This is a genomic window from Achromobacter sp. 2789STDY5608615 (genome assembly GCF_001298995.1).
GTDB classification, from domain to species: Bacteria; Pseudomonadota; Gammaproteobacteria; order Burkholderiales; family Burkholderiaceae_B; genus Achromobacter; species Achromobacter insuavis.
Map to the genome: position 1 here is coordinate 18,158 of NZ_CYTY01000029.1, position 25,947 is coordinate 44,104.

General features: G+C 68.8%; 23 protein-coding genes. 16 read left to right on the forward strand and 7 right to left on the reverse strand.

Annotated elements, in window-relative coordinates; genetic code table 11:
- Positions 1-122 precede the first annotated feature (122 nt).
- The 7 genes from AOZ49_RS22220 (at position 123) to AOZ49_RS22250 (ending at position 7,005) form a co-directional block, all read left to right on the forward strand.
- Positions 123-956, forward strand: coding sequence for a substrate-binding periplasmic protein (locus AOZ49_RS22220; RefSeq protein WP_054433163.1), 834 nt, complete (start codon positions 123-125; stop codon positions 954-956).
- 12 nt (positions 957-968) lie between these two features.
- Entirely contained in the window at positions 969-2,006 is a 1,038-nt protein-coding gene (locus AOZ49_RS22225; RefSeq protein ID WP_054433164.1) for an L-idonate 5-dehydrogenase, read from the forward strand.
- Between the two features lie 33 nt (positions 2,007-2,039).
- Positions 2,040-2,705, forward strand: coding sequence for an amino acid ABC transporter permease (locus AOZ49_RS22230; RefSeq protein ID WP_006392647.1), 666 nt, complete (start codon positions 2,040-2,042; stop codon positions 2,703-2,705).
- The gene (locus AOZ49_RS22235; protein WP_006392648.1) at positions 2,702-3,361 is read left to right on the forward strand and encodes an amino acid ABC transporter permease; all 660 of its coding nucleotides are present in this window, start codon (positions 2,702-2,704) and stop codon (positions 3,359-3,361) included. Before AOZ49_RS22230 ends, AOZ49_RS22235 begins: the two co-directional genes overlap by 4 nt.
- Before the next feature lie 122 nt (positions 3,362-3,483).
- Positions 3,484-4,215, forward strand: a complete 732-nt coding sequence (locus AOZ49_RS22240) for an amino acid ABC transporter ATP-binding protein (protein ID WP_054433255.1) — start codon at positions 3,484-3,486, stop codon at positions 4,213-4,215.
- 28 nt (positions 4,216-4,243) lie between these two features.
- Positions 4,244-5,455 (forward strand): D-mannonate dehydratase ManD, encoded by a 1,212-nt coding sequence (gene manD, locus AOZ49_RS22245; protein ID WP_054477808.1) that lies wholly within the window; start codon positions 4,244-4,246, stop codon positions 5,453-5,455.
- A complete protein-coding gene (locus AOZ49_RS22250) occupies positions 5,443-7,005 on the forward strand; it encodes a mannitol dehydrogenase family protein (protein ID WP_054477810.1) in 1,563 nt (520 codons plus the stop codon). Before manD ends, AOZ49_RS22250 begins: the two co-directional genes overlap by 13 nt.
- A gap of 31 nt (positions 7,006-7,036) precedes the next feature.
- Here the strand turns inward: AOZ49_RS22250 and iaaH are convergent, their stop codons facing one another.
- Complete coding sequence (gene iaaH, locus AOZ49_RS22255; protein WP_082380544.1) at positions 7,037-8,482, reverse strand: indoleacetamide hydrolase; 1,446 nt, start codon at positions 8,480-8,482, stop codon at positions 7,037-7,039.
- 190 nt (positions 8,483-8,672) lie between these two features.
- Between iaaH and AOZ49_RS22260 the strand changes: the two genes are divergently transcribed.
- A complete protein-coding gene (locus AOZ49_RS22260) occupies positions 8,673-9,491 on the forward strand; it encodes a helix-turn-helix transcriptional regulator (protein WP_054477815.1) in 819 nt (272 codons plus the stop codon).
- Positions 9,492-9,542: 51 nt separating this feature from the next.
- On the opposite strand, the gene mutY is transcribed toward AOZ49_RS22260, so the two are convergent.
- The gene (gene mutY, locus AOZ49_RS22265; RefSeq protein ID WP_054477818.1) at positions 9,543-10,619 is read right to left on the reverse strand and encodes an A/G-specific adenine glycosylase; all 1,077 of its coding nucleotides are present in this window, start codon (positions 10,617-10,619) and stop codon (positions 9,543-9,545) included.
- 170 nt (positions 10,620-10,789) lie between these two features.
- Between mutY and AOZ49_RS22270 the strand changes: the two genes are divergently transcribed.
- The gene (locus AOZ49_RS22270; protein WP_054477820.1) at positions 10,790-14,401 is read left to right on the forward strand and encodes an indolepyruvate ferredoxin oxidoreductase family protein; all 3,612 of its coding nucleotides are present in this window, start codon (positions 10,790-10,792) and stop codon (positions 14,399-14,401) included.
- 62 nt (positions 14,402-14,463) lie between these two features.
- On the opposite strand, the gene AOZ49_RS22275 is transcribed toward AOZ49_RS22270, so the two are convergent.
- Positions 14,464-15,153, reverse strand: coding sequence for a M24 family metallopeptidase (locus AOZ49_RS22275; RefSeq protein ID WP_054433171.1), 690 nt, complete (start codon positions 15,151-15,153; stop codon positions 14,464-14,466).
- A gap of 287 nt (positions 15,154-15,440) precedes the next feature.
- Here AOZ49_RS22275 and AOZ49_RS22280 point away from each other — a divergent pair, with 287 nt between their 5' ends.
- Positions 15,441-16,397, forward strand: coding sequence for a GlxA family transcriptional regulator (locus AOZ49_RS22280; RefSeq protein ID WP_054433172.1), 957 nt, complete (start codon positions 15,441-15,443; stop codon positions 16,395-16,397).
- A gap of 13 nt (positions 16,398-16,410) precedes the next feature.
- Here AOZ49_RS22280 and cheD read toward each other — a convergent pair whose 3' ends face one another.
- The 3 genes from cheD to AOZ49_RS22295 form a co-directional block, all read right to left on the reverse strand.
- The gene (gene cheD, locus AOZ49_RS22285; protein ID WP_054433173.1) at positions 16,411-17,211 is read right to left on the reverse strand and encodes a chemoreceptor glutamine deamidase CheD; all 801 of its coding nucleotides are present in this window, start codon (positions 17,209-17,211) and stop codon (positions 16,411-16,413) included.
- Between the two features lie 288 nt (positions 17,212-17,499).
- A complete protein-coding gene (locus tag AOZ49_RS22290) occupies positions 17,500-18,408 on the reverse strand; it encodes a cell division protein FtsX (protein WP_054477822.1) in 909 nt (302 codons plus the stop codon).
- Positions 18,405-19,118, reverse strand: a complete 714-nt coding sequence (locus AOZ49_RS22295) for a cell division ATP-binding protein FtsE (RefSeq protein ID WP_054477824.1) — start codon at positions 19,116-19,118, stop codon at positions 18,405-18,407. Before AOZ49_RS22295 ends, AOZ49_RS22290 begins: the two co-directional genes overlap by 4 nt.
- Positions 19,119-19,433: 315 nt before the next feature.
- On the opposite strand from AOZ49_RS22295, the gene AOZ49_RS22300 reads away from it, so the two are divergent.
- The 5 genes from AOZ49_RS22300 to AOZ49_RS22320 all read left to right on the forward strand — a co-directional run bounded on the left by AOZ49_RS22300 (position 19,434) and on the right by AOZ49_RS22320 (position 24,946).
- On the forward strand, positions 19,434-20,450 hold the full coding sequence (locus tag AOZ49_RS22300; RefSeq protein ID WP_054433176.1) for an amino acid ABC transporter substrate-binding protein: 1,017 nt from the start codon (positions 19,434-19,436) through the stop codon (positions 20,448-20,450).
- 126 nt (positions 20,451-20,576) lie between these two features.
- Complete coding sequence (locus tag AOZ49_RS22305; RefSeq protein ID WP_054433177.1) at positions 20,577-21,767, forward strand: amino acid ABC transporter permease; 1,191 nt, start codon at positions 20,577-20,579, stop codon at positions 21,765-21,767.
- Position 21,768: 1 nt separating this feature from the next.
- On the forward strand, positions 21,769-22,872 hold the full coding sequence (locus AOZ49_RS22310; RefSeq protein ID WP_054433178.1) for an amino acid ABC transporter permease: 1,104 nt from the start codon (positions 21,769-21,771) through the stop codon (positions 22,870-22,872).
- Between the two features lie 60 nt (positions 22,873-22,932).
- Positions 22,933-23,673, forward strand: a complete 741-nt coding sequence (locus tag AOZ49_RS22315) for an amino acid ABC transporter ATP-binding protein (RefSeq protein WP_054433179.1) — start codon at positions 22,933-22,935, stop codon at positions 23,671-23,673.
- 256 nt (positions 23,674-23,929) lie between these two features.
- Positions 23,930-24,946: a Bug family tripartite tricarboxylate transporter substrate binding protein gene (locus AOZ49_RS22320; protein WP_054477826.1), complete on the forward strand. Its 1,017-nt coding sequence runs from the start codon at positions 23,930-23,932 to the stop codon at positions 24,944-24,946.
- 113 nt (positions 24,947-25,059) lie between these two features.
- Here AOZ49_RS22320 and AOZ49_RS22325 read toward each other — a convergent pair whose 3' ends face one another.
- The gene (locus AOZ49_RS22325) at positions 25,060-25,419 is read right to left on the reverse strand and encodes a hypothetical protein (protein ID WP_054433181.1); all 360 of its coding nucleotides are present in this window, start codon (positions 25,417-25,419) and stop codon (positions 25,060-25,062) included.
- A 98-nt stretch (positions 25,420-25,517) separates the two neighbouring features.
- On the opposite strand from AOZ49_RS22325, the gene AOZ49_RS22330 reads away from it, so the two are divergent.
- Complete coding sequence (locus AOZ49_RS22330; RefSeq protein ID WP_054433182.1) at positions 25,518-25,880, forward strand: glyoxalase superfamily protein; 363 nt, start codon at positions 25,518-25,520, stop codon at positions 25,878-25,880.
- Positions 25,881-25,947: the final 67 nt, after the last annotated feature.

The window sequence follows — 25,947 nt, forward strand, 5'->3', positions numbered from 1 at the left end:
CCTTTTCCCCACCCCACTGGATTCACCGACCACGCGCAAGGCGCGCGGCCCGGGCGACTGCCCGCGGCCACGCGCGTCCGCATCCGGCGTTCGCCGCCGGGCTTCCCTCCAAGGAGACCGCAATGCAACCGTCCTTCCTCACCCGCTTCGCCGCCGCCGCCCTGCTGTTGGCCGGCGCCGCCACCGCCCAGGCGCAGACGCCGCCCGCGCCCGGCGAGAGCCCGCGCATCGACGCCATCCGCAAGGCTGGCGTGCTGCGCGTGGGCGTGGTCAACAACCCGCCGTGGCTGGTGCAGAACACCACCGGCTCGGGCGAGCCCTGGATGGGCTCGTCGTGGCTGCTGGGCAAGGAATTCGCGCGCCTGCTGGACGTGAAGATCGTGCCGGTGCAGGTCAGCCACGAAACCAAGGTGCCGGCGCTGATCGCCAACCAGATGGACATCATGATCGGGCCGCTGAACCAGAACGCCGAGCGCGCCAAGATCATCGACTTCGTCACGTTCTCGAACACCAGCGTCTGCATGTTCGGCCTGGCGTCCAACCCCAAGTTCACCAACGCCACCAAGGTCGAGGACTTCAACCAGCCCGGCATCACCATGGCCTACTTCTCGGGCGCGGGCGAAGAGCCGCTGGTGCTGGAGAACTTCCCCAAGGCCAAGCTGCGCGGCGTGACCAACTCGGGTTCGGTGGCGCCGATCGAGGAAGTGCTGGCGGGCCGCTCGGACGTGGCGCCGCTGAACCGCATGCTGTGGCCCAACATCAGCAAGAAGGTCAAGGGCCTGGCCGTGTTCCCCAAGGAAAACGACTGCCAGGACAGCAAGATCTTCGCGATCGACGCGGGCATGGGCGTGGCCAAGAACCAGCCGGTGTACCTGGAGTGGCTGCGCAAGGTGGAAGCGCGCATGCATCCGGAACTGGTGGCCGAAGAGCGCCGCATGACCCAGACCCTGAAGTAAGGCGGACCCATCATGCTCAATTGCGCAATCCATGGGGCCGAAGACCTGCGGCTGGTCGAGCAGGCGCCCGAACCGCTGGGTCCGACGCAGGTGCGCGTCGGCGTCAAGGCGGTCGGAATCTGCGGTTCGGACCTGCATTACTACCGCCACGGCCGGGTCGGCGATTTCATCATCCGCGAACCGCTGACGCCGGGCCACGAGGCCTCGGGCCAGGTGCTGGAGGTCGGTTCGGCGGTCACCGCCGTCAAGCCCGGCGACCGCGTGGCGCTGGACCCGGCGCGCACCTGCGGCGTGTGCCGCTATTGCCGCCAGGGCGATTCCAATCACTGCGAGGCGGTGTTCTTCTTCGGCAGCGCCAGCCGCTATCCGCACATGCAGGGCGCGATGCGCGAGCAGGTGGTGGTACAGGAAAAGCAGTGCGTGCCGGTGCCGGACAGCCTGTCGTTCGAGCTGGCCGCCTTCGGCGAGCCGCTGGCAGTGGCGCTGCACGCGGTGCGCAGCGCCGGCACGCTGCTGGGCAAGACGGTGATGGTGGTGGGCGCCGGGCCGATCGGCGCGCTGGTGCTGATGGCGGCGCGCTTGGCCGGCGCCAGCCAGGTCATCGTGGTCGATATCGTCGACCAGACCCTGGCGACCTGCGCCAAGGTCGGCGCCACGCGCACCATCAACGCCGCCGCCGAGCCGGCCGCGCTGGACGAACTGGCGGCGGGCAAGGGCACGGTCGATGTGTGCTTCGAAGCCTCCGGCAACTATGCCGGGCTGGCCAACTGCATCCGCGCCACGCGGCCGCGCGGCACCATCGTCACGGTCGGCACGCTGGGGGGCAGCAGCGAGCAGTGCCCGTTCAACCAGATCATGGTCAAGAGCCTGAACGTCATCGGCAGCTTCCGCTTCGTCGATGAATACGCCTGGGCGGTGGACTACCTGGGCCGCGGCCTGGTGGACGTCGCGCCGCTGCTGACGGCGGCGGTGCCGGCGCGCCAGGCGCACGAGGCCTTCGCGCTGGCGGCGGACCGGCGCCAGGCCATGAAAGTGATGGTGACGTTCTGAGCCCGCCCGGGCTCGTGTCGGCACGGAGATTCCATGGATTTCGATTTTTCCCCCATCGTCGATAACTGGCGCTTCTTCGCCAGCGGCCTGGGCATCACGGTGGCGCTGAGCGCCGTCACGGCGGTGTCCAGCATCCTGCTGGGCCTGGTGATCGCGCTGTTGCGCCTGTACGGGCCGCGCTGGCTGCGGGTGCTGCTGGTGTTCTACATCGACAGCATGCGCGCCATCCCGGTGCTGGTGGTGCTGGTGTGGATCTACTTCGCCTTCCCGCTGCTGGCCGGCGTGACCTTCGCGCCGTTCTGGGCGGCGCTGGTGGCGTTGACGCTGCACATCGCGGCCTACTCGGCCGAGGTGATCCGCGCCGGCATCGAGTCGGTGCGGCCGGGGCAGATGCGAGCCGGCCTGGCGCTCGGCATGTCGCGGGCCCAGGCGCTGCGCAAGATCATCCTGCCGCAGGCCACCATCCGCATGCTGCCGGCCTTCGGCTCGGTGCTGACGGTGGCGATCAAGGACACCGCCATCGCCACGGTGATCGCGGTGCCCGAACTGATGCACAAGGCCGAGACGATCGCCGGGCAGAGCTACCGGCCGATCGAGGTGTTCACCGCGGTGATCGTGGCGTACTTCGTGATCCTGTTCCCGGTGACGCGCGGCGTGGACCGGCTGTACCAACGTTACGCACACCTGGGGCGCTCATGAATCTGGACTGGGGAATTATCTGGGACTCGCGCCAGGTGCTGCTGCAGGGCGCGGCCATGACCGTGATGCTGACGGTGGTGACGATGGCGCTGGCGGTGCCGGGCGGCATGGTGCTGGCGCTGATGCGGCTGTCGTCGAACCGCGTGGCCAACGGCGTCGCGGTGGCGATCGTCGAGTTCTTCCGCAACCTGCCGCTGATCCTGGTGATCTATTGGGCGTTCTACGTGATGCCGATGGCGCTGGACGTGCAGTTCTCGGCGGTGACCACGGCGCTGGTGGCGCTGGTGCTGAATGTGTCGGCCTACAACTCGGAAACCTTCCGCGCCGGCATCAATTCGATCCGCAAGGGCCAGATGGAAGCGGCGCTGGCGATGGGCATGTCGCGCCGCCAGGCCATGTTCAAGGTGCTGGTGCCGCAGGCGGCGCGGCGCATCCTGCCGGTGCTGGCCAGCACCTGGATCTCGCTGTTCAAGGACACCTCGCTGGTGTCGGTGATCGCCGTCAGCGAGCTGGCCTATGCCTCGATGCAGGTGCGCGCGCAGAGCTTCCGCGTGCTGGAAATGCTGACCGCGATGGCGGTGATCTATTGGCTGATGGGCTATCCGCAGGCCAAGCTGGTCGACTGGATCCACCGCAAATACGGAGTCAAGGAGTGAAAGAGATGATCCTGGAACAAGTGGCCGGCACGACCGGCGCGGCGGTGGCCGCGGCAACGGCCGCCGCAGCAACGGCTGCCGCAGCAACGGCTGCCGCACGCAAGGGCGCCGATCAGCCGCCGGTGCTGGTGTACGAGCACGTGCGCAAGGTTTTTGGCGATTTCGTGGCGTTGAACGACGTCTCGCTGCAGGTCAACAAGGGCGAGGTGATGTGCCTGATCGGCCCGTCCGGTTCGGGCAAGTCCACGCTCCTGCGCTGCACCAACGCGCTCGAGAAGATCGACGGCGGCCGCGTGCTGCTGGACGGCGTGGCGGTGCCGGAGGCCGAGTCCGAGGTGCGCAAGGTGCGCCAGCGCATGGGCATGGTGTTCCAGAGCTTCGAGCTGTTCCCGCACAAGTCGGCGCTGGACAACGTCGCCATGGGGCCCATCACCGTGCTCGGCATGGCGCCGGAACAGGCGCGGGCCCGCGCCATGGCGCTGCTGGAGAAGGTCGGCCTGGCCGCCAAGGCCGGCAACTTTCCCGCCAACCTGTCCGGCGGCCAGCAGCAGCGCGTGGCGATCGCCCGCGCGCTGGCGATGGAGCCGGAAGTGATGCTGTTCGACGAGCCGACCTCGGCGCTCGACCCCGAGACCGTGGGCGAGGTGTTGAACGTCATGAAGAAGCTCGCGCAGGAAGGCATGACCATGATCGTGGTCACGCATGAAATGAGTTTCGCGCGGCGCGTGGCCAACTGGGTGGTGGTGTTCGAGAACGGCGCCATCCTGGAACAGGGCCCGCCCGCGCAGATTTTCGACAACCCGCAGGTCGCCCGTACCCGCGACTTCCTCAGCCACCTGGGCTGGGAAGGCTGAACACCCTCCCGTTTTCACGGAATCCATGATGAAAATTACGAACGCACGCGTCATTGTTTGTTCGCCGGGCCGCAATTTCGTGACCCTGAAGATCGAGACCGACCAGGGCCTGACCGGCATCGGCGATGCCACCCTGAACGGACGCGAGCTGGCCGTGGCGGCCTACCTGACCGAACACGTGGTGCCTTGCCTGATCGGCCGTGACGCGCACCAGATCGAGGACATCTGGCAATACCTGTACAAGGGCGCCTACTGGCGCCGCGGCCCGGTCACGATGACCGCCATCGCCGCGGTCGACACCGCGCTGTGGGACCTGAAGGCCAAGGCCGCCGGCCTGCCGCTGTACCAGCTGCTGGGCGGCAAGAGCCGCACCGGGGTGATGGTCTACGGCCACGCCAACGGCAGCGACATCGAGCACACCGTCGACGAGGTGCTGCGCTATGCCGACATGGGCTACCGCGCGATCCGCGCGCAGAGCGGCGTGCCGGGGCTGGACAAGGTCTACGGCGTGGGCCGCGGCAACCTGTTCTACGAACCCGCCGACGCCGACCTGCCGAGCGAGCACGACTGGTCCACCGAGAAGTACCTGCAGCACACGCCCAAGCTGTTCGATCGCATCCGCGAAAAGCTCGGCTTCGAGCATCACCTGCTGCACGACGTGCACCACCGCCTTACGCCGATCGAGGCCGGCCGCCTGGGCAAGTCGCTGGAGCCGTACAACCTGTTCTGGATGGAGGACGCCACGCCGGCCGAGAACCAGGAGGCCTTCCGCCTGATCCGCCAGCACACCACCACGCCGCTGGCGGTGGGCGAGATCTTCAATTCGATCTGGGACTGCAAGGACCTGGTGCAGAACCAGTTGATCGACTACATCCGGACCACCGTGGTGCACGCGGGCGGCATCACCCACCTGCGCCGCATCGCGGACCTGGCCTCGCTGTACCAGGTGCGCACCGGCTGCCATGGCGCCACCGACCTGTCGCCGGTGTGCATGGGCGCGGCGCTGCACTTCGACCTGTGGGTGCCGAACTTCGGCATCCAGGAATACATGCGCCACACCGAGGAGACGGACGCGGTGTTCCCGCACGCCTACACCTTCTCGCAGGGCATGCTGTATCCGGGCGACGTGCCGGGCCACGGCGTGGACATTGACGAAAAGCTGGCCGCCAAGTATCCGTACAAGCGCGCCTACCTGCCGGTGAACCGGCTGCAGCAGGACGGCACGTTATGGAACTGGTAGCCCCCGCGGCCGTCCGGCTGCATCCGGCGCGCCTGCAGGCGCTGGCGCCGGACGTGGCGCGGCCGGCCTATGACCGCGGCGCCTTGCGCGCCGGCATCGTGCACCTGGGGCTGGGCGCGTTCGCGCGCGGCCACCTGGCGGCGGTGAACGAAGCGGCCATTCATGCCAGCGGCGATCCGCGCTGGGGCATTTGCGGCGTGTCGCTGCGGCAGGCCGATACCCGCGACGCGCTGGCGCCGCAGGACGGGCTGTACACGCTGGCGCTGCGCAGCGCCGACGCCGAGGGCCGGCCGCAAGCGCGGCTGGCCGTGATCGGCTGCCTGCTGGAAACGCTGGTTGCGCCGGAGGATCCGCAGGCGGTGCTGGCGCGCATCGCCAGTCCGTATACGCGCATCGTCAGCCTGACCGTGACCGAGAAAGGCTATTGCCACGATCCGGCCAGCGGCGCGCTGAACCTGGCGCATCCCGACATCGTGCACGACCTGGGGCAGCCGCTGGCGCCGCGCAGCACCATCGGATTCCTGGTCTGGGGGCTGCAGCGCCGCCGCGCGGCGGGCCTGGGGCCGGTGACGCTGCTGTCGCTGGACAACCTGCCCAGTAACGGCCATCTGTTGCGCGGCCTGGTGCTGGCGTTCGCCGCGCAGGTGGACGCGCGGCTGGCCGAATGGATCGGCCAGGCCTGCACCTTCCCGTGCTCGATGGTGGACCGCATCGTGCCGCGCACCACCGACGAGGACCGCGCCGCCGTGGCGCAGGCGCTGGGCATGACGGACGCCTGGCCGGTGCAGGCCGAGCCGTTCCTGGAGTGGGTGGTGGAAGACCACTTCGCCGCCGACCGGCCGGACTGGGCCGCCGGCGGGGCGCGCTTCGCCGCCGAGGCCGCGCCGTTCGAGACGCTCAAGCTGCGCATGGTCAACGGCGCGCATTCGGCGCTGGCCTATCTGTCGGTGATGGCGGGTTGGGCCACGGTGGACCAGGCGGTGGCGCAGCCGGCGCTGCGGCGCTATCTGGCCGACCTGATGCGCACCGAGATCGCGCCGACCCTGCCGGCCTTGCCCGGCCTGGATCTGGCGGCTTATCAGGAGCGGCTGTTGCAACGCTACGCCAATCCGGCGCTGCGGCACCAGACGCGGCAGATCGCCATGGACGGATCGCAGAAGATGCCGCAGCGCCTGCTGGGCACGCTGCGGGCGCGGCTGGCGGCGGACCGGCCGATCACCGGGCTGGCGCTGGCGCTGGCCGGCTGGCTGCATTTCCTGCGCGGGGTCGATCAGGCCGGCCGGCGCTATCCGATCGAGGACCCGCTGGCCGAGACGCTGGCGCAGCGGCTGACGCGGGCCGAAGCGGCGGCGCGCGACGCGCCGCCGGGGCCGGCCGCCGCGCTGGCCTGGGCGCGGGAGATGACGGCCCTGGCCGCCGTGTTCGGCGACCTGGGCGGCGACGCGCGCTTCGTGCGCGAGGTGGCGCAGGCGGCGCAATCGCTGCGCACGCTGGGCGTGGCCGGCGCGCTGGACGCGACCCTGGCCGCCATGCGCGCGGACCCCGCCTGAGGCGCAGCCGCCGCCTGGGCGGGCAGGCGCATCATGCTTGCGGCGGCGCCAGCCGGCCCAGCAGCGGTTCGAGCGCCATGCCGACCGCGAGGATCTGGCGATCCGCGCCGGGCAGCCCATCCACTTCCAGTCCGATCGGCAGCCCGTCCGCCGACAGGCCGGCCGGCAGGCTCAGGCCGGGCAGCCCGGCATTGCTGCCCGGATCGACGTTGCGCGCCAGCCGCTGGAACGTTTCCAGGCTGCTGGCTTCCGGCGCGGCCAGCGGCGGCGGCACCGGCACCGTGGGAAACAGCAGGCCGTGCAGCGCGTGCTGCTCGAACGCGCGGCGGTAGACGTCGATGAGCGCGTCGCGATGCACCGCGATGGCGCTGTCGTACAGAGGCCGCAGCGGCAACACCTCGCCCGATGGCGTGGGCAGCACGCCCGGCACGATCAGGTTGTCGAAGATGGCCTTGACGTCGGGGCTGGAGATCTGCGCGACGACGCCCTCGAAGCTCACCCCGACCGCATGGCGTTGCAGGTAATCGGTCAGGTCGGGCTTCTGCTCGTACAGGCAGAGCGGCATGCTGGTGGCGGCGTTGCTGGCTTCCAGGCCGGGCATGTCGAGCGGGACCAGGGTCACGCCGGCCGCGCGCAGGCGCGCCAGCGCGGCCTGCGTCACGGCCTCGACCCGCGGGTCCAGGTCCTGCCAGAAATAGGCGGGCAGGCCCAGCCGCAGGTCGGCGGCCTTCAGCGCCGGCAGCGGCGCGGCGTCGCCGCTCAGCACGGCGTCCAGCAGGGCGATGTCGGCCATTTCGTTGGCGATGGGGCCGGGGGTGTCGCGGGTATGCGAAATCGGCGTGATGGCGGCGCCGTCATAACGCCCCACCGATGGCCGGAAACCGACGGCGCCGTTGAGCGCGGCCGGCAGCCGCACCGAGGCGCCCGTGTCGGTGCCGAGCGCGGCCGGCACCAGCCGCGCGCCCACGGCGGCGCCGCTGCCCGAGGACGAGCCGCCGGCGATGCGCTCGGGGTCATAGGCGTTGCGGGTGCCCGCGCCGCGCGGGCCGGGATAGGCGGTGTTGAAGCCGGACACGCCGAACGCCAGTTCATGCATGTGCGTCTTGCCGACGATGACGGCGCCGGCCTCGCGCAGCCGCCGCACCACAGGCGCGTCCTCGGCCGGACGGAAGTGGCGCAGGGCGGGGGTGCCGGCGGTGTTGGGCAGTCCCGCGACGTGGATGTTGTCCTTGATGGCCACGGGCACGCCCTCCAGCGGCCGGGCGGCGCGGCCCGCGGCGCGCGCGGCATCGGCGGCCCGCGCCTGGGCCAGCGCGCCGTCGGCGTCGACGGTGATGAAGGCGTTGAGGTCCTGGCGGGACGCGATGCGGTCCAGGCAGCTGCGGGTCAGGGCTTCACTGGTGACGCGGCCCTCGCGAAACAGCGCCGCGGCTTCGGTCACGGTCGGGCAGGTCGGGGGCGTCCGGGGGGTGGGCATGGCGTGTTGTCTCCTTGTGGCTGCCATTTTGTCGGTTCAATCCCGATCTATACCTGTTCGACCGTGGCGCTGTCGAGCACGGCGCGTCGAGCGGGCGCTCCGGCCCGTGGCTGGAGCCGTCCCGCGGCGCCGCCGCAGGCGCTAACATAGACGGCACTTATACACGTACAAGTCCCCCGCTTATCCTGGTATGAACACTTCCCCCCAGGCCGGCGCCGCCGGTCACGAAGGCTCCCGCCTGCGCCGCCAGGCGCTGGGCGAGTTCGTGCGCAGCGCCCGCTCGCGCATCACCCCGCAGATGGCCGGCCTGCCCGAAGGCATGCGGCGCCGCACGCCGGGGCTGCGGCGCGAAGAGGTGGCGCAGCTGTGCGGCATCAGCGTCACCTGGTACACCTGGATCGAGCAGGGGCGCGAGGTGTCGGTGTCGCCGTCGGTGTGGTCGCGCATCGCGGGGGTGCTGCAGCTGGCGCGGGCCGAGCGGGCCTATCTGTTCGACCTGGCCGATTGCGCCGACCCGCAGCATGCGCGCGACGATGCGATGGGGGCGCCGGGGTCGTTGCGTGAGTGCGTGGATGCGATCACCGCGCCGGCCTACGTGCTGGACCGGGCCTGGAACGTGCTGGCCTGTAATGAGCCGCTGCGGGAACTGTTCGACGACTGGCCGGCCCGGGATCCGGAGCCCAACCTGCTGCGCTACATCTTCCTGGATCCGGCGGCGCGCGAGCTGGTGGTGGACTGGGAGCAGCGGGCGCGGCGCGTGGTGGCCGAGTTCCGGGCGGATGCGGGGGCGCATCTGGATGAGCCGGCGGTGCTGGCGCTGATCGACGCCCTGAACCGGCAGAGCGCCGTATTCGCCCATTGGTGGACGCGGCACGCGGTGGTGGAGCGCGAAGGCGGTTTGCGCGAGTTCCAGCACCCGCGCCGTGGCACGTTGGCCTATCAGCAGATCACCTTTCGCCTGGCGACGCATTTGGATCTGAAGCTGGTGATGTTGCTGGGGGAGGAGTGACGGGTGGGTTCTTGAGGCGCGAGTGACGGGGCAGGCGGGGGATGGGGCGCGCTACTTGCTGTTGACCAGCAGGTCGCCGGGGAGGCCGGCTTCGATCAGGCCCAGCAGGAGTTTCTTGACGGGGGCGGGCAGGGCGGTGTCGGGGAGCTCGGCCTGGGTGATCCAGCGCTCGGGTTGCGTGGGCTGGCGTAGCGAGGCGCTGCGCACGGGCACGTACCAGGGGCGGATGTGCAGGCGGTAGTGGGTGAAGGTGTGGGCGAAGGCGGCGAGTTCGAAGCGCTGTTCGGGGTCCAGGCCTAGGGCGCGGGAGGCGGCCAGGGGGTCGCCGGCGGCGTCGAATTCGGGCAGGCTCCAGAGGCCGCCCCAGATACCGGGTTCGGGGCGCTGCTGCAGCAGGAAGGCGCCCTGGTGCTGCAGCACCAGCATGGCGGTCTCGCGTTCCGGAATCGCCTTGCGCGCCTTGGGCGTGGGCAGCTCAGCCTGGCGGCCGTCGCGCTTGGCGACACAGGTATCGGCGACCGGGCAGCGCTCACAGGCCGGCTTGCCGCGCGTGCAGAGGGTGGCGCCCAGGTCCATCAGGCCCTGGGTGTAGGCGGCCATGTCCAGGCCGGGGGCGGCGTCGACGTTGGCGTCGGCCAGGGCCCACAGGCGTTGTTCGATCTCGCGCTTGGCGGGGTCGCCGGCGATGCCGAATTGGCGGGTGAAGACGCGCTTGACGTTGCCGTCGAGAATGGGCGAGCGCTCGCCGTAGGCGAAGGCGGCGATGGCGGCGGCGGTCGAGCGGCCGATGCCGGGCAGGGTGGCGATGGCTTCGGCGGTGGGCGGGAAGCGGCCGTTCCAGTCGCGCGCGATTTCCTGGGCGCAGCGGTGCAGGTTGCGGGCGCGGGCGTAGTAGCCCAGGCCGGCCCAGTAGGGCATCACGTCTTCCTGGGCGGCGGCGGCCAGCGCGGCGACGTCGGGGAAGCGCTGCAGGAAGCGTTCGTAGTAGGGGATCACGGTGGTCACCTGCGTCTGCTGCAGCATGATCTCCGAGAGCCAGATGCGGTAGGGATCCCGGGTGTTTTGCCAGGGGAGATCGTGGCGGCCGTGCTGGCGTTGCCAGGCGACGATGCGAGGGGCGAAGTCCATGCCCGCAATTATCGCATCGCCCTATTGCCGGGGGTGGGGCGAGCGGTTACAACCGTAGGACAGAGGCGCATCGAGCGCCCGGAATTCACCTCCCGCCGCTTGCCCGCATGCGCTTCAAGAGGGCGTGGTGCGTTGGCTGCCGCGGGCGTTCCACGACCCTCGGAGTAGACATGAATGCCCCCCTCACGCCCGCGCTGCGCGCGGCGCTCGAATCCGTCCAGCTGGACGACAAATACACCCTCGAAAGTGGCCGCGCCTGGATGAGCGGCATCCACGCCCTGGTGCGCCTGCCGATGATGCAGCGGCTGCGCGACCTGCGCGCGGGACTGAACACGGCCGGGTTCGTGTCGGGCTACCGGGGCTCGCCGCTGGGCGGGGTCGACCAGAACATGTGGAAGGCGGCCAAGTACCTGAAGGCGCACCACGTCGAGTTCCAGCCGGGCATCAACGAGGACCTGGCAGCCACTGCGGTGTGGGGCACGCAGCAGGTCAACCTGTTTCCGGGCGCCAAATACGACGGCGTGTTCGGCATGTGGTACGGCAAGGGGCCGGGCGTGGACCGCTGCGGCGACGTGTTCAAGCACGCCAACGCCGCCGGCACCTCGCCGCACGGCGGCGTGCTGGTGGTGGCCGGCGACGATCACCCGGCCAAGTCGTCGACGCTGCCGCACCAGAGCGATCACATCCTCAAGGCCTGCATGATCCCGGCGCTGTTCCCGTCGAGCGTGCAGGAGGTGCTGGACTATGGCCTGCACGGCTGGGCCATGAGCCGCTACGCCGGGGTCTGGGTCGGCATGAAATGCATTACCGACATCGTCGAGGTGTCGGCCTCGGTGGACGTGGATCCGTACCGCGTGCGGATCGTGCTGCCCGGGGATTTCCAGCTGCCGCCGGACGGCCTGAACATCCGCATCCCGGACACGCCCCTGCAGCAGGAAGCGCGGCTACTGGACTACAAGCTGTACGCGGCGCTGGCCTACGCCCGCGCGAACAATCTGAACCGCGAGCTGTGGCAGGTGCCGGCGCGCGATGCGCGCTTCGGCATCATGACCTCGGGCAAGGCCTACCTGGACACGCGCCAGGCGCTGTCGGACCTGGGGCTGAGCGAGGCGGTGTGCCAGCGCATCGGCCTGCGGCTGTTCAAGGTCGGCATGGTGTGGCCGCTGGAATCCACCGGCATGGCGCAATTCGCCGACGGCCTGGACGAGATCCTGGTGGTCGAGGAAAAGCGCCAGGTGCTGGAATACCAGTTGAAGGAAGAACTGTTCAGCTGGATCGGCAGCGGCAAGAAGATCCCGCGCGTGGTCGGCAAGTTCGACGACAAGGACGGCGGCGAGTGGTCGGTGCCGCAGGGCAACTGGCTGCTGCCGGCGCACTACGAGTTTTCGCCGGCGATGGTGGCCAAGGCCATCGCCGCGCGCCTGCTGCGCTTCGAGCTGCCGGCCGACGTGCGCGCCGGCATCGAGGCGCGGCTGGCCTTCATTGCCGGCCGCGAACAGGCGCTGGCGCGGCCGCGCGTGGTGGAGGACCGCAAGCCGTGGTTCTGTTCGGGCTGTCCGCACAATACCTCGACGCGGGTGCCGGACGGCTCGCGCGGCATGGCCGGCATCGGCTGCCACTACATGGTGACCTGGATGGGCCGCAATACCCAGGTCTACACGCAGATGGGCGGCGAGGGCGTGCCGTGGCTGGGGCAGGCGCCGTTCACCGAAGAGAAGCACGTGTTCGCCAACCTCGGCGACGGCACCTACTTCCATTCGGGCCTGCTGGCGATCCGCGCGGCGGTGGCGGCCAAGGCGCCGATCACCTACAAGATCCTGTTCAACGACGCGGTGGCCATGACCGGCGGGCAGCCGGTGGATGGCCCCATCAGCGTGCCGATGATCAGCCGCCAGGTGGCGGCCGAGGGCATCGACAAGATCGTGGTGGTGACCGACGAGCCGGAAAAGTACCAGGGCATGGCCGGCATGGCGCCGGGCGTGCCGGTGAAACACCGCGACGAGCTGGACGCGGTGATGCGCGAATTGCGCGAACACCCCGGCGTGTCGGTGCTGATCTATGACCAGACCTGTGCCACCGAGAAGCGCCGCCGCCGCAAACGCGGCGCCTATCCCGATCCGGCGCGGCGCGTGGTCATCAACGAGCGCGTGTGCGAAGGCTGTGGCGACTGTTCGCAGAAATCGCACTGCCTGTCGGTGGAGCCGCTGGAGACCGAGTTCGGCCGCAAGCGCGCCATCAACCAGTCCAGCTGCAACAAAGACTTCTCCTGTCTGAAGGGCTTCTGCCCCAGCTTCGTCACGGTGGAAGGCGGCAAGCTGCGCAAGCCGCGCGCGCTGGCGCCGGAAGGCGCGGTCGACGACGAGGTGCCGCAACCGGCATTTCCGGGCCTGGCGCAAGCCTATGGCGTGTTCATCGCCGGCGTCGGCGGCACCGGCGTGGTCACCATCGGCCAGCTGCTGGGCATGGCCGCGCACCTGGAAGGCAAGGGCTGTTCGGTGCTGGACATGGCCGGCCTGGCGCAGAAGGGCGGCGCGGTGTATTCGCACGTGGTGCTGGCGCAGACGCCGGACCATTTGATGAATACGCGCGTGGCGATGGGTGAGGCCGACCTGATGCTGGCCGGCGACCTGGTGGTGGCGACCAGCGCCGATGCCATGGCGCGGCTGCGCCCGGGCCGCTCGCGCGCGCTGCTCAACAGCGACACCGCGCCCACCGCGGCGTTCGTGACCAATCCCGACTGGACGCTGCCGGGCGCCAACCTGACGGCGGACCTGCAGGCCGCCTGCGGCAAGGACAACCTGCACACGGTGGACGCGTCGGCGCTGGCCGTGGGCCTGCTGGGCGACGCCATCTACTCCAACCCGCTGATGATGGGCTACGCCTACCAGAAGGGCTGGCTGCCGCTGTCGCGCGAGTCCTTGCTGCGCGCCATCGAGCTGAACGGCCAGCAGGTGCCCAACAACCTGGCCGCCTTCGCCTGGGGCCGCCGCGCGGCCCACGATCTGGCCGGCGTCACGCGCCTGCTGGCCAACGGCGGCGCGCCGGCGCATCCGGACGGCATCATCGAGATCCGCCGTCCGCGCGCGGCCAGCCCGGTGGTGGAACTGAAGAAGCCGGCCGGCGAGCTGGAGCGCCTGGTCGAAACGCGCCGCGCGTTCCTGACGCAGTACCAGGACGCCGCTTATGCGCAGCAGTACGCCGAGCTGGTGGACAAGGTGGCGCATGCCGAGCACGAGGCCACCGGTACCCAGCGCCTGGCGCTGGCGGTGGCGCGCTACTACTTCAAGCTGCTGGCCTACAAGGACGAATACGAAGTGGCGCGGCTGTACACCGATGGCGCGTTCCTCAAGCGCATCGGCGAGCAGTTCGAGGGCGACTGGAAGCTGCGCTTCCACCTGGCCCCGCCGCTGTTCGCGCGCCGCGGCCCTGACGGCCATCTGGTCAAGAAGGCCTATGGCCCGGGCATGTTGCGGGTGTTCCGCCTGCTGGCGCGCATGAAGCGCCTTCGCGGCACGCGCTTCGACCCGTTCGGCTATACCCGCGAGCGTCGCGCCGAGCGCGAGCTGGCGCGTGAATACCGCGAGACGCTGACGGCGATCCTGTCCAAGCTCAACCGCGGCAACCTCGACCGCGCGGTGGCGCTGGCCAGCGTGCCGGAGGAGATCCGCGGCTACGGCCACGTGAAGGAGGCGGCCATGGAAAAGGCCGCCGCGCGGCGCGAGGCCCTGCTCAAGGACTTCACCGCCAACGTGGTGTCGATCGGGGGCGCGCGGGCGGCGTGAAGGGCGACGCCTGGCCAGGCTGTTCCTGGCCGGCACCGCCGGGAGGGCGGCGGCGCGTGCGGCTAGGCCGGATAGTGCGCGTCGTCCAGCAGCATGTCCTCGAAGAACGCGCCGTAGCGGCCCTGCGGGTCGCGCAGGTGGATCTCCAGGATCCAGCGCATCTCCGAGGGGCTGATCGCCAGGTCGGCCAGCGAGCCGGTGTGGATCGCCGCGTGCGGGAAGTCGGACACGCGGTGGCCGGGCAGGTCGAAATTCAGTTCCCAGCCCATGGCGCGCGCCTGGCGGTCGGCGTAGGCGTACAGCGCCTGCCCGCTCAACCGCTCGCGCAGCCAGACGCCGCGCACATCATGGAACAGCGCCTCGGCGTCGCGCGCGCAGCGCGCCTGCCCGGCGTCGTCGCCCACCACGTAGCTCTTGCCGCCGTCGCCTTCCCAGGCGTCCAGCCGCGGCGCGATATCGAGAAAGAAGATGTCGTGTTCGCCCAGCGCCACGCCGGGCGTGGACGCCTGGCGCATCGCCTTCATGGTGTTGGCGCCGAAGCGCACGCGGGTGGGGTGCCAGCTGAGCGCCAGGCCGGCGTCGATCAACGTCTGCTTGGCCAGGGCGACGGCGTCTTCCTCGATCATGCCGGGGCGGATGCGGGCGGCGATGTCCTCGATGGCCTGGCGCGTCTTGTTGCGGGCCAGCAGCATGCCGTCCACGGAGAAGGCGGGACCGACGCGTTCGCTGGGGTCGGAGGAGGGTGTTTGCATGATGCGTTTCCTTGCGTGGCGAGCCCGGAGGGCGATGCAGGCAGTGTCGGCGCGCGCGCCGTGGCGGACCAGCGCCGCGTGGGGCGGATTGCGGCCAGGATGGCGCGTCCGGCGGCCAGGGCCCGGGGCGGCGGCGGATGGCGGCCGCCATGGCACGGTTTACGGCCAGGCCCGGCGGCGGCGGGCCGCGCGCCCAAGGGCTTGGGCTAAGGTAGCGTGTCGCGGCGCCGTTGCCGCGTTGTCCGTGGCGTACCGCGCGGCGTTCCCCCTTTCGCCTTCCCGATCCCATGAAATCCGTCGCCATCCTCGTCTTTCCCGGCGTGCAGTCGCTGGACGTCAGCGGACCGCTGGACGTGTTCGCCGAGGCCAACCGCTTCCTGCTGCCGGCCCGGCAGTACCGGATGGAGCTGATCGGCCTGACGCGCGGCGCGGTGCCCTGTTCCAACGGCATGCTGCTGACGCCGCAGCGCCATTACGCCGACGTCGCGGACGCGCCCGACCTGCTGCTGGCCGCCGGCGGCCCGGGCCTGCCGGCGGCGCGGGAATCGGACGAGGCGCTGGCCTGGCTGCGCGCGGCCTGCGCGCGGGCCGAGCGCTATGGGTCGATCTGCAACGGCGTCTTCCTGCTGGCGCGCGCCGGCCTGCCCGCGGGCGCCATGGTCACCACCCACTGGAACGATGCGCCGGCGCTGGCGGCGCGCTATCCGGACCTGCGGGTCGAGACCGACCGCCTGTACGCGCAGGATGGCCGCTTGCACACGTCGGCGGGGGTGACGGCCGGCATCGACCTGGCCCTGTACCTGGTGGCGCAGGACCACGGGCCGGAGGTGGCGCTGAACGTGGCCAAGCGGCTGGTGGTGTTCATGCAGCGCGCCGGCGGGCAGTCGCAGTTCAGCCCGTTCCTGACGCCCTTCGTCGAGGAGACCTCGGCGGTGGCGCAGGTGCAGCAGTACGTGCTGGGGCACCTGGCCGACGACCTGGGCGTGGACGCGCTGGCGGCGGTGGCCAACATGAGCCGCCGCAATTTCTCGCGGGTGTTCCTGCGGGATGCCGGCGTCACGCCGGCGGATTTCGTCGAGAGCGCGCGGGTGGACGCGGCCCGCGCGCGGCTGGAGCGCGCGTCGGCGCCGCTCAAGACCGTGGCGTTTGATTGCGGCTTTCGCGATGCGCGGCACCTGCGCGAGGTGTTCCAGCGGCGGCTGGGCGTGTCGCCCAGCCAGTACCGCGCCAGTTTCGGCTGCTGACGCGGCGGCGGACTCAGCCGCCGGCGGTTTCCGGCTTGCGGCGGCGGGTGACGCCGGTGTCGAAGCGTTCCACGCCGGGACGCGTGGCGGGACGGTCGAAGCGCTCGACCCCCGGCCGGTCGAAACGCTCGACGCCGGGGCGATCAAAACGTTCCACCCCGGGGCGGGCGGCGGGGCGGTCAAAGCGTTCCACGCCGGGCCGCGCGAAGCGTTCGACACGCGGCGGGCTGTGGGTCTTGGCCTGCACGCTTTCGGCGGCGGCCTGTTCGCGCTTGGCGATGATCTCTTCGGCGCGCTGGTGGTGCGGCGCCATCTTGCGGACCATCACGCGGCCATCGCGCGGGAAGTAGTTGATGCGGCGCGCGTGCACGTCGCCCAGGTCCTGCGCCTTGACCGGAATGCCTTCCGTGCGCAGGTAGTTGAGCACGAACTGGCCGTTGCGCTCGCCGATGTTCATCTGCTGCATGGCGGAGAGCACCGCGCCGCCGCCGAACACCTTGGCCTCGAGGCGCTCGCGCGACGCGCCGGCCTTGAGCAGCTCGTTGATCAGGACTTCCATGGCGAAGGCGCCATAGCGCATGGTGGCCGAGGCGGGCGACTGCATGTCGCCCTCGGGCAGCATGAAGTGATTCATGCCGCCCACGCCGTTGACGGGATCGTGGATGCAGGCAGCCACGCACGACCCGAGCACGGTCGAGATCATGATGTCTTCGTCGGTGACGTAGTACTCGTTGGGGAGTACCTTCACCGCCTGAGACTGGAACGCGCTATCGAAATAATGGCGCGTCGCACGGGCTTCAAGACGGGCGACCATGGAACGGAATCAAGGGCAAGAACAACGATTGGGACACGAAGGCAGCGCTCGGTAGGACAGTAAACGTTTCAAAATATGAGGAAAGATGTCGCTTTATTCTTGCACATCTGGCCCGTAATAGGGGGAAAACCTGTGTAACCGCAACTTTGTTATGTCCCTGATACATATGGCCGTTTCCCCGATAGCGAGGGCGCGCGCGACCCATGGCGGGACGGTGTTTCCATCCTAACCAGGGTCGGGCGGGGCCGTTCCCCGGATCACGGGGAAGAAGGGGGGCTATACGCGGGTTTAGAAGCGCGTGCTGCGGGTCACGGACCAGCGGGCCGACAGCGCGCCCAGGGCGGCCGAGGCCACGATGGCCGTCAGCAGCACGGGGGCGCCGGGCAAATGTAGGGCGAATTCCGCCCCGTAGCTGTGGGCCAGGCCGAGCAGGGCGTTGTTCAGCGGCGACAGCGCCACCGCCGCCACGCCGATGGCCAGCAGCGAGGCCAGGGCGCCGGACAGCGCGCCCAGGTACAGGAACGGCCGCCGTACGAACGATTCGGTGGCGCCCACCAGGCGCGCCACCGCGATTTCCTCGCGCTGCGACAGGGCCTGCATGCGCACGGTGTTGAAGACCGTGGCCAGCACCACCACCGCCACGCAGGCGGCCAGGAAGCCCAGGCCGATGCGGGCAAAGCGCAGGATGGCCTCCAGCCGCTGCACCCAGGCGCTGTCCAGTTGCACCAGGTCCACCTGGTTCCATTGTTTCCAGGCCTGCGCCAGCTTGTCGGCGCGGCCGGCCAGGTCTTCGCCCTCGGCCAGGGTCACCACCACCGCGTCGGGCAGGGGGTTGCCGGGCAGCACGGCCAGCGCCTGCTGCCAGGCGGGGTTGGCGCGCAGGTCGGCCAGGGCGTCGTCGCGGCCGACCACGCGCACCGCGCGCACGTCGTTGGCGTACTCGCCCTGGATGCGCCTGGCGATGTCGGCGGCGGCGCCGGCGGGGGCGTCGACCCGCAGGAAGACGGTGACCTCGGGGGTGACGGACATCTGCCGCGCCACCGGCTGCACCGACACCAGGATGGCGCTGCCCAGCAGCGGCAGGGCCAGCGCCAGCGCCATCACCAGCAGGTTGGCGAGCGAGGAGAACGGCTGCTTGACCAGCCGGCGCAGGGTGACCATGAGCGCATAGCGATGCTGCCGCAGCCAGGCGTTCATGCCGGTTCTCCGGCGCTGCCGTGGCCGGCGTCGGCCGAGGGCGTGGCGGGACCGTGCGAGTCGGCGAACTTGCCGGGGTCGATGCGCAGGGTGCGGGTGGCGTAGCGCGCCATGAGTTCCTGGTCGTGCGAGGCGATCAGCGTGGTGACGCCGACGCGGTTGAAGTCGCGGAACACATTCATGATGCGCTGCGCGTTGTCGTGGTCGAGGTTGGCGGTGGGTTCGTCGGCGATCAGGATGGCGGGCCGGTTGACGATGGCGCGCGCGATCGCCAGGCGCTGCTGCTCGCCGCCCGACAACTCGATGGGGTTGAGATCTTCCTTGCCCGACAGGCCGACCTTGTCCAGCGCGGCGCGGGCGCGGGCGGCGGCCGAATCGCCGGGGTGGCCGGTGACCGCCAGCGGCAGCATCGCGTTTTCAAACGCGCTGCGATCGAACAGCAGGTGCGTGTCCTGCAGGATCACGCCGACGGCGCGGCGCAGGTAGGGCCGGGCGCGGGCCGGCAGCTTGTCGAGCCGCTGGCCGTTGACCTGGATCGAGCCGCGGCTGGCGGGCTCGAGCCCCCCGATCAGCTTGAGCAGGGTCGACTTGCCGGCGCCGGATGGCCCCGACACGAAAACGAACTCTCCCGCGCTCACGCGGAAGTTGATGTCGGCCAGGATATTGCGGCCGCGGCCATACGATTTGAATACGTGCTGGAATTCGATCATGGCGGCTGTCGGATGAAGCCGCAATATTAACTCGGGGACAGTAAGCTGGCCTAAAACCGCGAGAGGGGCGCGCGGGAAAAAGTGTCCTGATGTGACCGCCGGCCCCACGCAAAAGTGACCGGTTGGACACGTTTTTTCGAACGAAAATGTGTCCCCGTTTTTATCGCAAAACCCCGTTTGATTTCATCCAGTGTCCCTATATTTCAAGGGAATTCCCGGATGCGGAGGCCGCTTTGTGGACGCTACCATCCGCCCCATGCGTAAAGCCCAACCCGGCCTTGCGTTCGGCTTCGCTACACCCCTACGGAGATCACGATGAAAGTACTGAAACTCGCTGCCATTGGCACCGCCCTGTTCGCTGCGTCCGCGGCTGCCAATGCGGGTGCGACCTTCGATAACGTCAAGAAGAAAGGGTTTGTCCAATGCGGCGTGTCGACCGGCATCCCGGGCTTCTCGATCGCGGACAGCAAGGGTGAATACAAGGGCCTGGACGTGGACCTGTGCCGCGCCGTCGCCGCCACCATGTTCGGCGACGCCACCAAGATCAAGGTCACGCCGCTGAACACGCAGCAGCGTTTCACCGCCCTGCAATCGGGCGAAGTGGACGTGCTGACCCGCAACACCACCGTCACGCTGACCCGCGACACCACGCTGGGCCTGATCGGCGTGGGCGTGAACTACTACGACAGCCAGGGCGTCATGGTCTCCAAGGACCTGAACGTCAAGAGCGCCAAGGAACTGAACGGCGCCACCATCTGCGTGCAGCCCGGCACCACCACCGAGCTGAACCTGGCCGACTGGTTCCGTGGCCAGAAGATCGAATTCAAGCCGGTCGTGATCGACAAGTACGACGAAATCATCCGCGCCTTCTCGGCCGGCCGTTGCGATGCCTTCACGACCGACAAGTCGCAGCTGGCCTCGACCCGCACCACGCTGGAGAATCCGGACAAGTACATCATCCTGCCGGAAGACTTCTCCAAGGAGCCGCTGGGCCCCATGGTGCGCCAGGGCGACGAGCAATGGTTCAACGTGGTCCGCTGGTCGCTGAACGCGATGCTGGAAGCCGAGGAATACGGCATCACCAAGGCCAACGTCGATGAAATGACCAAGAGCACCAACCCCAACATCCAGCGTATCCTGGGCGTGACCCCGGGCATGGGCAAGAACCTGGGCGTGGACGACAAGTGGGCCTACAACATCATCAAGCAGATCGGCAACTACGGCGAGAGCTTCGAAGCCACGCTCGGCAAGAGCAGCGCGATGAAGCTGGACCGCGGCCTGAACGCCAGCTATAAGCAAGGTGGCTTGATGTACGGCTGGCCGGTGCGCTAACACACGGCTGCCCGGCATGGCGCCCTCGCGGCGCCATGCCTAGCCCGCCTTCGAGCGGGCGGCAGGAGTGGGCGGCGCGGTCTTTCGGGCCCAGCCGCCCGGTGTCCGACTTCTGTAGATTCATTCATGACGACTCCCAATAAAAACGCCCCGATTTCGGCACCCCCCCGGCGTCTGAACTGGAACGATCCCGGCGTGCGCGCCGTGGTCTATCAAGTGATAGCACTGGCCGCCGTTGCCACGGCGGTGTGGTTCCTGGTTTCAAACACGCTTCACAACCTGTCCGTGCGCAACATCGCCACGGGCTTCGGTTTCCTTCAACGCGAGGCCGGCTTCGCCATCGGCGAAACGCCCATCGCCTATACCCCCGCCGACACCTATGGCCGCGCCATCTGGGTGGGCCTGCTCAACACGCTGCGCGTGGCCGTGCTCGGCATCGTGCTGGCGACCATCCTCGGCACGCTGATCGGCGTGGGCCGGCTGTCCAAGAACTGGCTCGTCGCCAAGATCACGTCGATCTACGTCGAAGTGATGCGCAACGTGCCGCTGCTGCTGCAGCTGTTCTTCTGGTATGCGCTCATCACCGAGAACATGCCGGGTCCGCGCCAGGCGCACAACCCGCTGCCGGGCGTGTTCATCTCCAACCGCGGCCTCAAGGTGCCGGCGCTGGAGGGCAACTCGCTCGACTGGATGCTGGCCGGCCTTGGCCTGGCCATCGTCGCCATCCTGTTCCTGGGCCACTGGGGCAAGAAGCGCCAGGAAGCCACCGGCCAGGTGTTCCCGCTGGGCCGCGCGGCCATCGGCCTGTTGATCGGCCTGCCGGTGATCGGCTGGCTGGTCAGCGGCGCCTCGCTGACGCTGGACATGCCGGAACTGAAGGGCTTCAACTTCAGCGGTGGCCTGACGCTGTCGCCGGAGTTCGCCGCGCTGCTGGCGGGCCTGGTGATCTACACGTCGGCCTTCATCGCCGAAGTGGTGCGCTCGGGCATCCAGGCGGTCAACAATGGCCAATGGGAAGCGGCCGGGGCCCTGGGCCTGCGCCGCAAGCAGGTGCTGCGCCTGGTGGTGCTGCCGCAGGCGCTGCGCGTGATCATCCCGCCGATGACCAGCCAGTTCCTCAACCTCACCAAGAACAGCTCGCTGGCCGTGGCCATCGGCTATCCGGACATCGTGTCGGTGGTCAACACCACGCTGAACCAGACCGGGCAGGCCATCGAGGGCATTCTCATCATCATGGGCGCGTACCTCACGGTCAGCCTGTCGATCTCGATTTTCATGAACTGGTACAACAAGCGCATTGCGCTGGTGGAGCGTTGATATGAGCAGCACTACGCATACCCCCAGCGAAGGGCTGCCGCCGCCCAAGACCCATGTCGGCGCGTGGGCGTGGCTGCGCTCGCGCCTGTTCTCCTCGCCGCTGAACATCCTGATCACGGTGCTGGTGGCGTGGTTCCTGTTGATGTCGGTGCCGGCGCTGGTCGAATGGGCCTTCATCAAGGCTAACTACACCGCCGCCAACGCGCAGGAATGCCGCGCCTCGGTGGGCGGGGCCTGCTGGGCCTTCATCATCGAGAAGCACCGGCTGATCCTGTTCGGCACCTATCCGTTCGACGAGCAATGGCGGCCGCTGATCGCGACCATCATCCTGGTCGCGGTGATCGTGTGCAGCGGCATCCGCCGTTTCTGGAACTGGAAGCTCGCCATCATCTGGACCGTCGGCCTGACCGCCGTGGCGATCCTGATGTGGGGCGGCGTGCTGGGCCTGACCTACGTCGAGAACGCGCGCTGGGGCGGCCTGCCGCTGACGCTGATCCTGTCGACGTTCGGCATCGCCTTCGCCTTCCCGATCGGCGTGCTGCTGGCCCTGGGCCGGCGCTCGAAGATGCCGGCCATCAAGGCGCTGTGCGTCGTGTACATCGAGCTGATCCGCGGCGTGCCGCTGATCAGCCTGCTGTTCATGTCGTCGGTGATGTTGCCGCTGTTCCTGCCGGAGGGCTTCTCCATCGACAAGCTGCTGCGCGCGCAGATCGCGATCATCATGTTCGCGGCCGCGTACATCGCCGAAACGGTGCGCGGCGGCCTGCAGGCGATCCCCAAGGGCCAGTACGAGGGCGCCGATTCGCTCGGCCTGAACTACTGGCAGCAGATGCGCAAGATCATCCTGCCGCAGGCGCTCAAGATCGTGATCCCGCCGCTGGTCAGCATCTTCATCGCGCTGTTCAAGGACACGTCGCTGGTGGTGATCATCGGCATCTTCGACCTGACGCTGGCGGCCAAGGCGGCCCTGTCCGACGCGGCATGGCGCGGATTCGGGGTGGAGGCGTATCTGTTCATCTCGCTGATCTACTTCGTCTTCTGCTTCTCCATGTCCAAATACAGCCAGGCGCTGGAAAAACGCCTGGCCACCGGTCACGCACGATAGAACCTTGCCGCGGGTCCGCCCCGGGCGGGCCCGCAACGCGATATTTACGGGAGTACAGGCATGTCTGATGCCATCATTCGACTGCAGGACGTGAACAAGTGGTACGGCCAGTTCCACGTGCTGCGCAACATCAACCTGGACGTGGCGCCGGGTGAGCGCATCGTGGTGTGCGGGCCGTCCGGCTCGGGCAAGTCCACCATGATCCGCTGCATCAACCGGCTCGAAGAGCACCAGAAAGGCCACATCATCGTGGACGGCACGGAGCTCACCAACGACCTCAAGCACATCGAGACCATCCGCAAGGACGTCGGCATGGTGTTCCAGCACTTCAACCTGTTCCCGCACCTGACGGTGCTGGAGAACCTGACGCTGGGCCCGATGTGGGTGCTGAAAAAACCGCGCGCCGAAGCCGAGGCCACGGCCATGAAGTACCTGGAGCGCGTGCGCATCCCGGACCAGGCCAAGAAATTCCCCGGCCAGCTCTCGGGCGGCCAGCAGCAGCGCGTGGCCATCGCCCGTTCGCTATGCATGAGCCCCAAGATCATGCTGTTCGATGAGCCGACCTCGGCGCTGGACCCGGAAATGGTCAAGGAAGTGCTGGACGTGATGGTCAGCCTGGCCCAGGAAAGCGGCATGACGATGCTGTGCGTGACCCACGAAATGGGCTTTGCGCGCAAGGTCGCCAACCGCGTCATCTTCATGGACCGCGGCGAGATCATCGAGCAGAACAGCCCGGACGAGTTCTTCGACCACCCGCAGAACGAGCGCACCAAGCTGTTCCTGAGCCAGATCCTGCATTGAGGCCGGGCGGGCCCTGGCCCGCCGCGACCAGACCCGGAAAACCGCCCTCCCTGGAAGGCGGTTTTTCTTTTTGAACCCCGGCGGCTGCCCGGATGCCCGAGGCGCGCGGAAGGGGCTCGTCCGCCGCGCCGGTCCCCCGGGGACGACGGCTGGCGCGGGAAAAGCACCCGCTTTTCCCGGTATCCCTTTGTTACGGTGTTCATGCCACTGCGGTATGCTACCGACCGCCATCGATGCAATGAGAGGAGCAAACGAGATGAAACCGACCCCCCGCAGCGCCCTGCGCCGCGCCTTGCTGGGCGGCGCCGCGGCGCTGGCCGCCACGCTGGCCTTCGGCGCGCCCGCGCTGGCCCAGGCTACCGATTTCCCCACCAAGCCGCTGCGCTTCGTGGTGCCTTACCCGCCTGGCGGGCCGCTGGACACCATGGCCCGCATGCTGGCCGAAAAGGTGCGCGGCTCGCTCGGCCAGCCCGTGATCGTGGAAAACCGCTCGGGCGCCGGCGGCAACATCGGCGCCGACCTGGTGGCCAAGGCCCCGGCCGACGGCTACACGCTGGTGATGGGCGCCGTGGCCACCCACGCCATCAACCCCTGGCTGTTCGCCAACCTGCCGTATGACCCGGTGAAGGACTTTGCGCCGATCACCATCGTGACGTCGGTGCCGAACGTGCTGGTCATGAACGTCGAGTTCGCCGCCAAGAACAAGATCGAGACGCTGGCCGACCTGATCGACTACGCCAAGAAGAACCCGGGCAAGCTGAACTACGGTTCGGGCGGCAACGGTAGCGCCGGCCATCTGTCCGGCGAACTGCTCAAGGCGCGCGCCGGCATCAACGTCGAGCACATTCCTTACCAGGGCGCGGCGCCGGCGCAGCTGGCGCTGCTGTCGGGCCAGTCGGACTTCATGCTCGACAACCTGGCGGCGTCCGCCCCGCTGATCAAGGACGGCAAGGTCAAGGCGCTGGCCGTGACCACGGCCAAGCGCTCGTCGCTGCTGGCCAATGTGCCCACCGTGGAAGAGTCCGGCATCAAGGGCTTTGACCTGGGCACCTGGTTCGGCGTGTTCGCCACGGGCGGCACGCCCGCCCCGGTGGTGGCCAAGCTGCACAAGGCCTTTGCCGACGCGATGGAACTGCCCGACGTGAAGCAGCGCTCGCTGCTGATGGGTTCGGAAGTGGGGCCGATGACGCCCGAAGCCTTCGCCGAATTCGTCAAGAACGAAAAGGCCAAGTACCAGGAGATCGTCAAGATCTCCGGCGCCAGCCTGAACTGAGGTTGGCGCGTTCCGCCTGGAACGCGCCCGTCCGCATGACGCCCGCCGCGAGCGGGTGAGGCATCCGCCGGGGGCCGCGATCGCGGCCCTCGCGCTTTGTTCCTGTCTTGCGGTTATCCGCGCGGGGCGGCCAGCAGGCCGTCCACCAGCCGCGCCAGCAGCTTGCGGTCGGTTTCCAGGTCGGTGCAGCCGTACTGGTCGGCCTCGCGGTTGACCCAGGCGTCATGCGCGCGCCATTGGCCGTCCATCGCGTCCAGCCGCAGCGCGTAGATCCAGATGCCGGTCCAGCTGCGATGAAAGCGCAGCACGCCGTCATCCAGATAGATGAACCACTTGTCTTCCATCTCCGCGGGGATGCGCCCCTGGCGCAACCGCGCGTATTGCTCGGCCGTATAGACGGCGTCGAACGGCAGCTTGGCGCGCTTCTTCGGCGCGGGCAGGTGTTTCCAGGATGCGGCGTGAGCGTCGGGCATGGCAACTTTTTTGGTCTATGCTGGCTGGTGCGCGTGGCGTGTGAGCGGCGCGTCGTTTTCATGGGCGCGCGCGACCCCTCGCATACTAAGGCCTGATCATGCATTTGTCCCCCGCCATTCCCATCCTGCGCATCTTTTCGGTCGACAAGGCGCGCGAGTTCTACCTGGATTTCCTCGGTTTCGAGTGGGACTGGGAACATCGCTTCGAACCGGGCCTGCCGCTGTACGCGCAGGTGCATCGCGGCGAGCTGGTGCTGCACCTGAGCGAGCACTATGGCGATGCCACGCCGGGCGCGGCCATCTTCGTGCGCACCACCGGCGTTGACGATTACCAGGCCGAGCTGATCGGCAAGCAATACGGCTACGCGCGGCCGGGCGTCGAGGACGCGCCCTGGGGCCGGCTGCTGCGGGTGACCGACCCGTTCGGCAATCGCCTGACGTTCTGCGAATCGCAGGACTGAGTCCGCGAGCCGCGCTACCCGGGCGCGCGGCTCACATGCCCAGGTAGCGCCGCGCCCGCTCCAGCGT

What these genes read in the sequence shown, in the direction of transcription:
- AOZ49_RS22290 (WP_054477822.1), bottom strand. Translation starts at nt 18,408, where the DNA reads ATGAACGCCTGGCTGCGGCAGCATCGCTATGCGCTCATGGTCACCCTG.
- AOZ49_RS22275 (WP_054433171.1), bottom strand. Translation starts at nt 15,153, where the DNA reads ATGCAAACACCCTCCTCCGACCCCAGCGAACGCGTCGGTCCCGCCTTC.
- AOZ49_RS22300 (WP_054433176.1), top strand. Translation starts at nt 19,434, where the DNA reads ATGAAAGTACTGAAACTCGCTGCCATTGGCACCGCCCTGTTCGCTGCG.
- AOZ49_RS22225 (WP_054433164.1), top strand. Translation starts at nt 969, where the DNA reads ATGCTCAATTGCGCAATCCATGGGGCCGAAGACCTGCGGCTGGTCGAG.
- AOZ49_RS22315 (WP_054433179.1), top strand. Translation starts at nt 22,933, where the DNA reads ATGTCTGATGCCATCATTCGACTGCAGGACGTGAACAAGTGGTACGGC.
- AOZ49_RS22235 (WP_006392648.1), top strand. Translation starts at nt 2,702, where the DNA reads ATGAATCTGGACTGGGGAATTATCTGGGACTCGCGCCAGGTGCTGCTG.
- AOZ49_RS22260 (WP_054477815.1), top strand. Translation starts at nt 8,673, where the DNA reads ATGAACACTTCCCCCCAGGCCGGCGCCGCCGGTCACGAAGGCTCCCGC.
- AOZ49_RS22220 (WP_054433163.1), top strand. Translation starts at nt 123, where the DNA reads ATGCAACCGTCCTTCCTCACCCGCTTCGCCGCCGCCGCCCTGCTGTTG.
- AOZ49_RS22325 (WP_054433181.1), bottom strand. Translation starts at nt 25,419, where the DNA reads ATGCCCGACGCTCACGCCGCATCCTGGAAACACCTGCCCGCGCCGAAG.
- AOZ49_RS22305 (WP_054433177.1), top strand. Translation starts at nt 20,577, where the DNA reads ATGACGACTCCCAATAAAAACGCCCCGATTTCGGCACCCCCCCGGCGT.
- AOZ49_RS22270 (WP_054477820.1), top strand. Translation starts at nt 10,790, where the DNA reads ATGAATGCCCCCCTCACGCCCGCGCTGCGCGCGGCGCTCGAATCCGTC.
- AOZ49_RS22310 (WP_054433178.1), top strand. Translation starts at nt 21,769, where the DNA reads ATGAGCAGCACTACGCATACCCCCAGCGAAGGGCTGCCGCCGCCCAAG.
- AOZ49_RS22250 (WP_054477810.1), top strand. Translation starts at nt 5,443, where the DNA reads ATGGAACTGGTAGCCCCCGCGGCCGTCCGGCTGCATCCGGCGCGCCTG.
- cheD (WP_054433173.1), bottom strand. Translation starts at nt 17,211, where the DNA reads ATGGTCGCCCGTCTTGAAGCCCGTGCGACGCGCCATTATTTCGATAGC.
- mutY (WP_054477818.1), bottom strand. Translation starts at nt 10,619, where the DNA reads ATGGACTTCGCCCCTCGCATCGTCGCCTGGCAACGCCAGCACGGCCGC.
- AOZ49_RS22320 (WP_054477826.1), top strand. Translation starts at nt 23,930, where the DNA reads ATGAAACCGACCCCCCGCAGCGCCCTGCGCCGCGCCTTGCTGGGCGGC.
- AOZ49_RS22230 (WP_006392647.1), top strand. Translation starts at nt 2,040, where the DNA reads ATGGATTTCGATTTTTCCCCCATCGTCGATAACTGGCGCTTCTTCGCC.
- AOZ49_RS22330 (WP_054433182.1), top strand. Translation starts at nt 25,518, where the DNA reads ATGCATTTGTCCCCCGCCATTCCCATCCTGCGCATCTTTTCGGTCGAC.
- AOZ49_RS22280 (WP_054433172.1), top strand. Translation starts at nt 15,441, where the DNA reads ATGAAATCCGTCGCCATCCTCGTCTTTCCCGGCGTGCAGTCGCTGGAC.
- iaaH (WP_082380544.1), bottom strand. Translation starts at nt 8,482, where the DNA reads ATGCCCACCCCCCGGACGCCCCCGACCTGCCCGACCGTGACCGAAGCC.
- manD (WP_054477808.1), top strand. Translation starts at nt 4,244, where the DNA reads ATGAAAATTACGAACGCACGCGTCATTGTTTGTTCGCCGGGCCGCAAT.
- AOZ49_RS22295 (WP_054477824.1), bottom strand. Translation starts at nt 19,118, where the DNA reads ATGATCGAATTCCAGCACGTATTCAAATCGTATGGCCGCGGCCGCAAT.